Genomic DNA, 8,637 nt, shown 5'->3' with positions numbered 1-8,637 from the left:
CAGCACAGCCCACTCGGCATCCGAAAGCTCATGACGACGCACCATGCCCGACATGATCTCTCATCACTTGATCAGCTTTGAAGACGGGCCCTAGGGGCCCGGCCGGCGGACGCGGACCGGCCCGGTGCTCCGCGCGGGAGCACCGGGCCCGGGTCCTTCGTCCGACGGCCGGCCGGCGTCAGCCGAGCAGCCGCTTCAGCCGCTCGCCCGCGGCGCCCAGCACCGAGCGGGCGTCGGCCAGCTTGTCCGCGCTCACCCCGCCGTCGCGGGCCGCGTCGCGGACCTGGTCGCGGAAACGGTCGAGCAGCCGCTCCAGCTCACGGCCCGGGTCCCCGGCCGGGTCGGTGCGCGCCCACGGCGGCAGGTCGGCCGGGGCGGTGCTCCCGCCCCGCTCCCGGTCGTCCTCGTCCAGGTCGATCCGGGTCACGGTGATCCGCTCGCCCGTACCGGCCGGCTCCTCCGACGGCTGGCCCCAGCGGGCGGCGTCGGCCAGCCCGGACAGGCCCTTGGTCAGCTCGGCCAGGCCCTCGGCCAGCCCGGTCGGCCAGTCGCCCTTCGCGGCGTGCTCGCGCACCTGCTGCTCGACCCGGCGCTTGATCCGCAGCGCCTCCTGCTGCGCGGCGGTGCGGGAGGCCTTGGCCTGCTCGCGCAGCCGGCGGGCCTCCTCCTCGGCGGCCTTCGCCTTGGCCTTGGCGGCCTTCTCCTGCTCCCGGGCGCGCTTGGCCTGTTCCTTGGCCTGCCGCTTGAACTGGGCGAACTCCTCCTTGGCGCGCTGCCAGGAGTCGTTGTCGCCCCAGGGGCCCGCCCACGGGTCGCCCCCGTCCGCGGTGGCGCGGTCCGGCCGGGGGGCCTGCTTGGCGGCCTTCCACAGCTCCTCGCGCAGGTCCTTGGCGCTGTCCCGGACGTCCTCCCGGATCGCCCCGGCCAGCTGCGCCACGGAGTCCCGGATCTCCAGCTCCAGCTCGTCCAACTCGCTGTGCCGCGCTTCGAGTTCGGCGCGACCGGCGTCGGTCAGCCGGTAGACCTTGCGGCCGCCCTCGGTGCTGTGGGTGACCAGGCCCTCCTGCTCCAGCTTGGCCAGCCGCGGGTAGACCGTACCGGCCGAGGGCGCGTACAGGCCCTGGAAGCGCTCCTCCAGCAGGCGGATCACCTCGTAGCCGTGCCGCGGGGCTTCGTCCAGCAGCTTCAGCAGGTAGAGCCGGAGCCGGCCGTGGCCGAACACGGGGGTCATCTCAGGCCTCCTTGGTGAAGTCGGGCTTGCCGGGGGCGGCCGGGAGCTCCTTGGCCGGGCCCTCGTCCTCGGGCTCGGGGCGGCTCAGCACGGTGACCGCGCCGGAGACGGTGGTGACGTTGAGGCTGCCGCGGCCCTCGCCGAGCTGGCCGGAGAGCTTCTTGGCGCCCCAGGTGCCGCTCAGCTTGAGCTGCTCGAAGCTGCTGGAGATGTCGCCGCTGGTGGAGCCGGCCTCGACCTTGGCGTCGGCGCGGGAGGGGATCCGGACCACGACCGGGCCGCTGACGGTGGTGACCTTGACGTCGGCCGCGCCGTCGACGTCGAGGTCGAGGGTGACGGCGCCGGTGACGGCGTTCGCCTGGACCCGCTCGGCGGTGCCGGCGACCACGGTGAGCTGCCCGGAGACGCTGTTGACCCGGAGCCGGCCGCCGATCGACTGGGCGTCCACGTCGCCCGTGACGGTGTTGGCGTCGGTCCGGCCGGTCAGGCCGACCAGGGTGGTGTCGCCGTTGGCGCTCTGCACCGAGACGTTCCCGGCGATGCCGGAGACGGTGGCGTCGGCGGAGACGGTGCCGACCTTGACCTCGGCGTCGGCCGGGACGGTCAGGGTGATGCCGGCCACCCGCTTGCGCTTGAGCGAGCCGAAGAAGCTCTTGACCGAGCCGACCGACTTGAGCCAGTCGCCGAACTCGCCCCAGCTGTTGATGTCCTTGTAGGTGACCGTCAGCACGCCGTCCACCAGGGTCACGTGCAGCGGGTCGCCCTGCAGCTCGGTGATCTCCAGGCGGGCCGGGCCCTCGGCGGCCACCACGTTCACGGTGCCCTCGATGATCCGTACGTGCAGGGCGCGGACCGGCTCGTCCACCGTGGTCCTGCCGGGCTCCTCGATCGTCCACTGGCTCATCTCTGCCGCCTCCCGTCGCGGATCGCGATGTATCGCGTTCTCTGCTGAAGACGATATATCGCGTGCTGGGAAAAGCAAGCGTGCCCGACCCCGGTCCCGACCCCGATCCACCCCGGAGCCTTCCCCTACGGGACCCGGGCCCCGACACGGCGAGAGGCCCGGAAGGCAGCTGCCTTCCGGGCCTCTCGGGGGGCCGTCACCGGGTCACTCGTCGTCCTCGTCGTCGAGCCGGGCCAGCCAGGTGGCCAGCCGCTCGACCGGGATCTCGAAGTCCGGGTTGAGGTCGACGAACTCGCGCAGCCGCTCGGCCAGCCACTCGAAGGTGACCTCCTCCTCGCCGCGCCGGCTCTCCAGCTCCTCGATGCCTCGGTCGGTGAAGTACACGGTTCGCTCCGGTCCGATGGGGATTGACCTGGTCAGGATAGTCCGGGCCGCTCAGCCGTCGTTGCGCCAGTAGCTCAGCGACAGCTTGACCGCACCGCTGCTCTTGTTGCCCTGCTCGATCACCTTGGCGATCACGATGCCGCCGTTCTTCCGGTTGCGCAGGCAGAACAGCCGGCCCGGGGGCAGGTCGTCGAACTTCAGGTCCTTGGTGGGCTCCCGGTCGATCGCCGCCGAGCAGCTCTGCGGGGTGAGCGCGTTCTCCCGGCTGATGTAGGCGTCGGAACTGCTGTCCAGGTCGAAGCTGCCCATGCTGGTCGGGTCCAGGGCCCAGGTGGGGCTGCTGCTGTCCGGCACGACCTTGCCGGCGGAGAGGTCGAAGCTGTAGCTGTAGCTGGTCGCGTACAGCTCGGTGTCCTGGTAGACCACCGTGTAGACACTGTTGCGCGGCACGGTGGAACCGGCCGTCGGGCTCTTCGACGCGCCGCTGCTCCTACTCGGGGACGCCGTTGCCGAGGGGGAGGCCGCGTCGTCGTCGGCGCCGGTCGCGGTGGGCTTGGGCGGCCCGTTGGTCGTGGAGACCTGCTCGGAGCTGTTGGAGCCGGAGGACTTCGCTTTGCCGTCGTTCATCTTCTTCATCAGCACCACGCCGCCCGCGGTGCCGCCGACCGCCATCACCAGGGCGACGGTGAGCAGTACCTTCCAGGACACCCCGCCCTTGCGCTTGGGCTCCGGTTCGGGCGCCGGGGCGGCGGTCACCACCGGGCCGGGCGGCGGGGTGTCGAAGGACGGCGGCTCCGGCTGCAGCTGGACGGTGGGCGGCGAGGGCAGCACCGGGGCGGTCGGCGACTCGGTGGGCGGCTGCGGGGCGCCGTACGCGCCGAGCGGCGGCGGAGCGAAGCCCGGCGGGGGCGTCACCGGCTGCTGCGGCGGGTACCCGGTGGCGGCCGGGTGGACCGGGGCGGTCACCGGGTGGGTCGGTGCGGCGGCCGGCGGCGGGGGAGTGGTCGGGGCGGCGGGCATCGCGGGCACCGGGTTCGGCGGGGTGGCGGGCGCGGCCGGCAGCGGGGTGGGCGGGGTCTTGGGGAGGTCCGAGCGGCGGGTGATCTCGGTGTTGACCTCGCGCGGCAGCCAGTCGTCGCCGAACCGCAGCTGGCCGCCGACCTCAGGGTGGTTGCGGGCGACCTGGATGATCTCGGCGGGCGTGGGGCGGTCCTCGGGGCTCTTCGCCAGGCAGCGCTGGATCAGCTCGCGCAGGTCGGCCGGGACGGCCGACAGGTCGGCGTCCTCGTGCACCACCCGGTAGAGCACCGCGGTGTCCGGGCCGTCGCCGAACGGCGCGGTGCCGCCGGCCACGTACGCGGCCAGGGCGCCGAGCGCGAAGACGTCGGTGGCCGGGGTGACCGGACGGCCCTGGGCCTGCTCGGGGGACATGAAGGCGGGGGAGCCGATCCGGTAGCCGGTGCCGGTGAGCGCGGTGGCGTCGGCGGCCCGGGCGATGCCGAAGTCGATCACCCGCGGGCCGTCCCCGGCGACCAGCACGTTGGCGGGCTTGAGGTCGCGGTGGACCACCTCGACGCTGTGGATCGCCTGCAGGGCCTCGGCGATGCCGCCCATCAGCAGCAGCACGGTGCGCACCGGCAGCGCGCCGTTCTCGCGCACCACCTGCTGCAGGGACGGGCCCGGGACGTAGGCGGTGACCAGCCAGGGGGAGTCGGTGTCCAGCCCGCCGGAGTCGATCACCTGCGCGGTGTAGAGCCCGTGGATCCGCTGGGCGTTGCTGACCTCCTGGGCGAAGCGCCGACGGAACTCGCCGTCCTCGGCGAACTCCGGCCGCACCACCTTGAGCGCGACCGGGCGCCCGCCCGGGGTGTACGAGAGGTAGACCCGGCCCATGCCGCCGGCGCCGAGCCGGGCGAACAGGCGGTAGCCGCCGACCTCCTTGGGGTCGTCCGGAAGGAGTGGCTGGAAGACCGGCGGGAGCTTTCCGGCGTCCCGAGGCGTGTCGGCGGTCATGTGGTGATCCCCCTGGGAGAGCGGTGAGGCGGTACGGCCGGGTCGGCGGGCACGTGGACGGGCGCCGCGTCCGACTGGCTCGGCATAACCTATCGATCCGTCAGCTGGTCGTGCACCGCGGCTCCGGTTTGGTTGCAGACCTGGGACCTTGACATGGCTCGACGGTGAAACGGTTCTCCCGGAGAAACGAGGAGGCCCCCGCCCTCCCGGAGGGGAGGACGGGGGCCGGTGAGCCCGCGGGGCGTCAGAGCGAGTAGACCTCTTCGATCAGCGCCTGCTGCTCGGCGGCGTGCCGCTTGGCCGAGCCGACCGCCGGCGACGAGGCCGCCGTACGGGCCACGCGGCGCAGGCGGGCGTCGCCGCCGGTGCGGCCGATGACGACCTGCAGGTGGTCGACCAGGTTCATCGCGATGAACGGCCAGGCACCCTGGTTGGCCGGCTCCTCCTGCGCCCAGACGAACTGGACGTCGTCGCCGTAGCGGGCCAGCTCCTCCTGGAGCTCGGCCACCGGCAGCGGGTAGAGCCGCTCGACCCGGACGATCGCGGTGTCGGTGACACCGCGCTCGGCGCGGGCGGCCTCCAGGTCGTAGTAGAACTTGCCGGCGGTGATGACCACCTTGCGGACCTGCGCCGGGTCGACGGTGGTGTCGCCGATGACCGGGCGGAACGAGCCGGACAGGAACTCCTCGGTGGCACTCGCCGCGGCCTTCAGACGCAGCATCGACTTCGGGGTGAAGACGACCAGCGGCTTGTGGTGCGGGTTGTGCGCCTGCCAGCGCAGCAGGTGGAAGTAGTTCGACGGCAGGGTCGGCATCGCGACCGTCATGTTGTTCTGCGCGCACAGCTGGAGGAAGCGCTCCGGGCGGGCGGACGAGTGGTCCGGGCCCTGGCCCTCGTAGCCGTGCGGCAGCAGCAGGGTGACGCCGGAGTGCTGGCCCCACTTCTGCTCGGCGGAGGCGATGTACTCGTCCACCATGGTCTGCGCGCCGTTGACGAAGTCGCCGAACTGCGCCTCCCACATGACCAGCGCGTTCGGGCGGGTCAGCGAGTAGCCGTACTCGAAGCCCATGGCCGCGTACTCCGACAGCAGGCTGTCGTAGACGGTGTAGCGGGCCTGGTCCTCGGTCAGGTACTGCAGCGGGGTGTAGTCCTCGCCGGTCTTGCGGTCGATCAGGACGGCGTGCCGCTGGCCGAAGGTGCCGCGGCGGCTGTCCTGGCCGGCCAGGCGGACCGGGTGGCCCTCCATCAGCAGCGAGCCGATGGCGAGGGTCTCGCCCATCGCCCAGTCGATGGTGTTGTCCTCGACCGAGGCGGCCCGGCGCTGCAGCTGCGGCAGCAGGCGCGGGTGGACGGTCAGCCAGTCCGGGTGGTTGACCTGGGAGGCGGCGATCCGCTTGACCATCTCCTGGGAGATGCCGGTCTGGATGGAGACCGGGAAGTCGGCGACCGGCTTGCCGGCGGTGGCGTCGGCCGGCGCCTGGGCCGCGTCGCGGACCTCGGCGAAGACCTTCTCCAGCTGGCCCTGGAAGTCCTGGAGCGCCTGCTCGGCCTCTTCCATGGTGATGTCGCCGCGACCGATCAGGCCCTCGGTGTACAGCTTGCGCACCGAGCGCTTCTTGTCGATCAGGTCGTACATCAGCGGCTGGGTGAACGACGGGTTGTCGGCCTCGTTGTGACCGCGGCGGCGGTAGCAGATGAGGTCGATCACCACGTCCTTGTGGAACTCCTGGCGGAACTCGAAGGCGAGCCGCGCGACGCGGACCACGGCCTCCGGGTCGTCGCCGTTCACGTGGAAGATCGGGGCCTCGATCATGCGGGCCACGTCGGTGCAGTACATCGAGGAGCGCGAGGACGCCGGGGCGGCGGTGAAGCCGACCTGGTTGTTCACCACGACGTGCACGGTGCCGCCGGTGCGGTAGCCGCGCAGCTGCGACATGTTCAGGGTCTCCGCGACGACGCCCTGGCCGGCGAAGGCCGCGTCACCGTGGATCTGGATCGGCAGCACCGGGAAGGTGGTGCCGCCCTGGTCCAGGATGTCCTGCTTGGCGCGGGCGATGCCCTCGACGACCGGGTCCACGGCCTCCAGGTGGGAGGGGTTCGCGGCGAGCGAGACCTTGATGGTCTCGCCGTCCAGGCCGGTGAAGGTGCCCTCGGCGCCCAGGTGGTACTTGACGTCGCCGGAGCCGTGCATCGACTTCGGGTCGAGGTTGCCCTCGAACTCGCCGAAGATCTTGCCGTACGGCTTGCCGACGATGTTGGCCAGCACGTTCAGGCGGCCGCGGTGGGCCATGCCGATGACGGCCTCGTCGAGGCGGTGCTCGGCGGCGGCGTCGATGGTGGCGTCCAGCAGCGGGATGAGCGACTCGCCGCCCTCCAGCGAGAACCGCTTCTGCCCGACGTACTTGGTCTGCAGGAAGGTCTCGAAGGCCTCGGCCGAGTTCAGGCGGCGGAGGATCCGCAGCTGCTCCTCGCGCTCCGGCTTGGTGTACGGCTTCTCCAGGCGCTCCTGCAGCCACTTGCGCTGCTTCGGGTCCTGGATGTGCATGTACTCGATGCCGACGGTGCGGCAGTAGGTGTTGCGCAGCAGGCCGAGGATGTCGCGGAGCTTCATCATCTTCTGGCCGCCGAAGCCGCCGACCGCGAACTCGCGCTCCAGGTCCCACAGGGTGAGGCCGTGCTGGACGACGTCCAGGTCGGGGTGCTTGCGCTGCTTGTACTCCAGCGGGTCGGTGTCGGCCATCAGGTGGCCGCGCACGCGGTACGCGTGGATGAGCTCCATGACGCGGGCGGTCTTGTTGACCTCGTCGTCGTGGGTGGTGGCGACGTCGGTGGCCCAGCGGACCGGCTCGTACGGGATCCGCAGCGACTCGAAGATCTCGTCGTAGAAGCCGTTCTCGCCGAGCAGCAGGCGGTGGATCTCGCGCAGGAACTCGCCGGACGCCGCGCCCTGGATGACGCGGTGGTCGTAGGTCGAGGTCAGCGTCATGATCTTGGAGACGCCCAGGCGGGCCAGGGTCTCCGGGGCGGAGCCCTGGAACTCGGCCGGGTACTCCATGGCGCCGACGCCGACGATGGTGCCCTGGTTCTGCATCAGGCGCGGCACGGAGTGCACGGTGCCGATGCCGCCGGGGTTGGTCAGCGAGACCGTGACGCCGGTGAAGTCGTCCATGGTCAGCTTGTTGGCGCGAGCCCGGCGGACGATGTCCTCGTAGGCCTGCCAGAAGCCGAAGAAGTCGAGGGTCTCGGCCTTCTTGATGGCCGCGACGACGAGCTGGCGGTCACCGTTCGGCTTGACCAGGTCGATGGCCAGGCCGAGGTTGACGTGCTCCGGCTTGACCAGGAAGGCCTTGCCGTCCTCCACCTTGTAGCTGTGGTTCATGCCCGGGGCGGCCTTGATGGCCTGGACCAGGGCGTAACCGATCAGGTGGGTGAAGGAGACCTTGCCGCCGCGGGCGCGCTGCAGGTGGTTGTTGATGACGATGCGGTTGTCGATCAACAGCTTCGCCGGGACGGCGCGGACCGAGGTCGCGGTCGGCACCTCCAGCGAGGCGTCCATGTTGCTGGCGACGGCCTTCGCCGGGCCGCGCAGCTGGACCAGCTCGGGGCCGGCCGGAGCGGCGGGCGCGGCCGGGGCCGGAGCGGCGGCCTTCGGGGCCGGGGGCGCGGCGGGCGCGGCGGCGAGCGGGGCCGGGGCGGCCGGGGCCGCCGGGACGGCAGCCGGGGCCGGAGCGGCCGGGGCTGCCGGGGCCGGAGCGGCGGCGGGCGCGGGGGCAGCGGCAGGGGTCGGCGTGGAGCCGGCCTGGGTCGCGGCCTGGGTCACTGGGGTCACCTCGGTACCGGGCTTGTAGTCGGCGAAAAAGTCCCACCAGGCTCGGTCGACCGAGTTCGGGTCCTGGAGGTACTGCTGGTAGATCTCGTCGACGAGCCACTCATTGGGGCCGAAGCCAGTGGAACTTGCCGAGCTGTTGGGGGTTTCAGGGGACTGTGGCGACACGGCGGCAACCGCCCTCTTCCGCTTCCTTTTGGGATGTTTGGACAGCGGGGATTAAGGCTACGCCCCTGACCAGTGATCGCGCAGTCCCCGGGGGCCAGGCGTCGTCCAGAT

General features: G+C 71.8%; 5 protein-coding genes. All 5 read right to left on the bottom strand.

Annotated features, from left to right (window positions below):
• Window positions 1-178: 178 nt before the first annotated feature.
• Entirely contained in the window at window positions 179-1,231 is a 1,053-nt protein-coding gene (locus ACIRD3_RS28570) for a PadR family transcriptional regulator (protein WP_402222251.1), read from the bottom strand.
• Window position 1,232: 1 nt separating this feature from the next.
• Window positions 1,233-2,135, bottom strand: a complete 903-nt coding sequence (locus tag ACIRD3_RS28565; protein ID WP_402222248.1) for a DUF4097 family beta strand repeat-containing protein — start codon at window positions 2,133-2,135, stop codon at window positions 1,233-1,235.
• A 204-nt stretch (window positions 2,136-2,339) separates the two neighbouring features.
• Window positions 2,340-2,519 carry a DUF6104 family protein gene (locus tag ACIRD3_RS28560; RefSeq protein WP_402222245.1) on the bottom strand — a complete coding sequence of 60 codons (180 nt, stop codon included), beginning with the start codon at window positions 2,517-2,519 and terminating at the stop codon, window positions 2,340-2,342.
• A gap of 51 nt (window positions 2,520-2,570) precedes the next feature.
• Window positions 2,571-4,532, bottom strand: a complete 1,962-nt coding sequence (locus ACIRD3_RS28555; RefSeq protein ID WP_402222243.1) for a protein kinase — start codon at window positions 4,530-4,532, stop codon at window positions 2,571-2,573.
• A 244-nt stretch (window positions 4,533-4,776) separates the two neighbouring features.
• On the bottom strand, window positions 4,777-8,526 hold the full coding sequence (locus tag ACIRD3_RS28550) for a multifunctional oxoglutarate decarboxylase/oxoglutarate dehydrogenase thiamine pyrophosphate-binding subunit/dihydrolipoyllysine-residue succinyltransferase subunit (RefSeq protein WP_402222241.1): 3,750 nt from the start codon (window positions 8,524-8,526) through the stop codon (window positions 4,777-4,779).
• Window positions 8,527-8,637: the final 111 nt, after the last annotated feature.

It is taken from the genome of Kitasatospora sp. NPDC093550, assembly GCF_044764985.1.
Taxonomy (GTDB): Bacteria; Actinomycetota; Actinomycetes; order Streptomycetales; family Streptomycetaceae; genus Kitasatospora.
Note: the sequence above shows the minus strand (reverse complement) of the source record. Positions and strands in the feature narration are given on the sequence as shown.

Excerpts from the sequence above, each read along its gene's own strand:
- ACIRD3_RS28570 (WP_402222251.1), bottom strand. The coding sequence starts at position 1,231 with ATGACCCCCGTGTTCGGCCACGGCCGGCTCCGGCTCTACCTGCTGAAG.
- ACIRD3_RS28565 (WP_402222248.1), bottom strand. The coding sequence starts at position 2,135 with ATGAGCCAGTGGACGATCGAGGAGCCCGGCAGGACCACGGTGGACGAG.
- ACIRD3_RS28555 (WP_402222243.1), bottom strand. The coding sequence starts at position 4,532 with ATGACCGCCGACACGCCTCGGGACGCCGGAAAGCTCCCGCCGGTCTTC.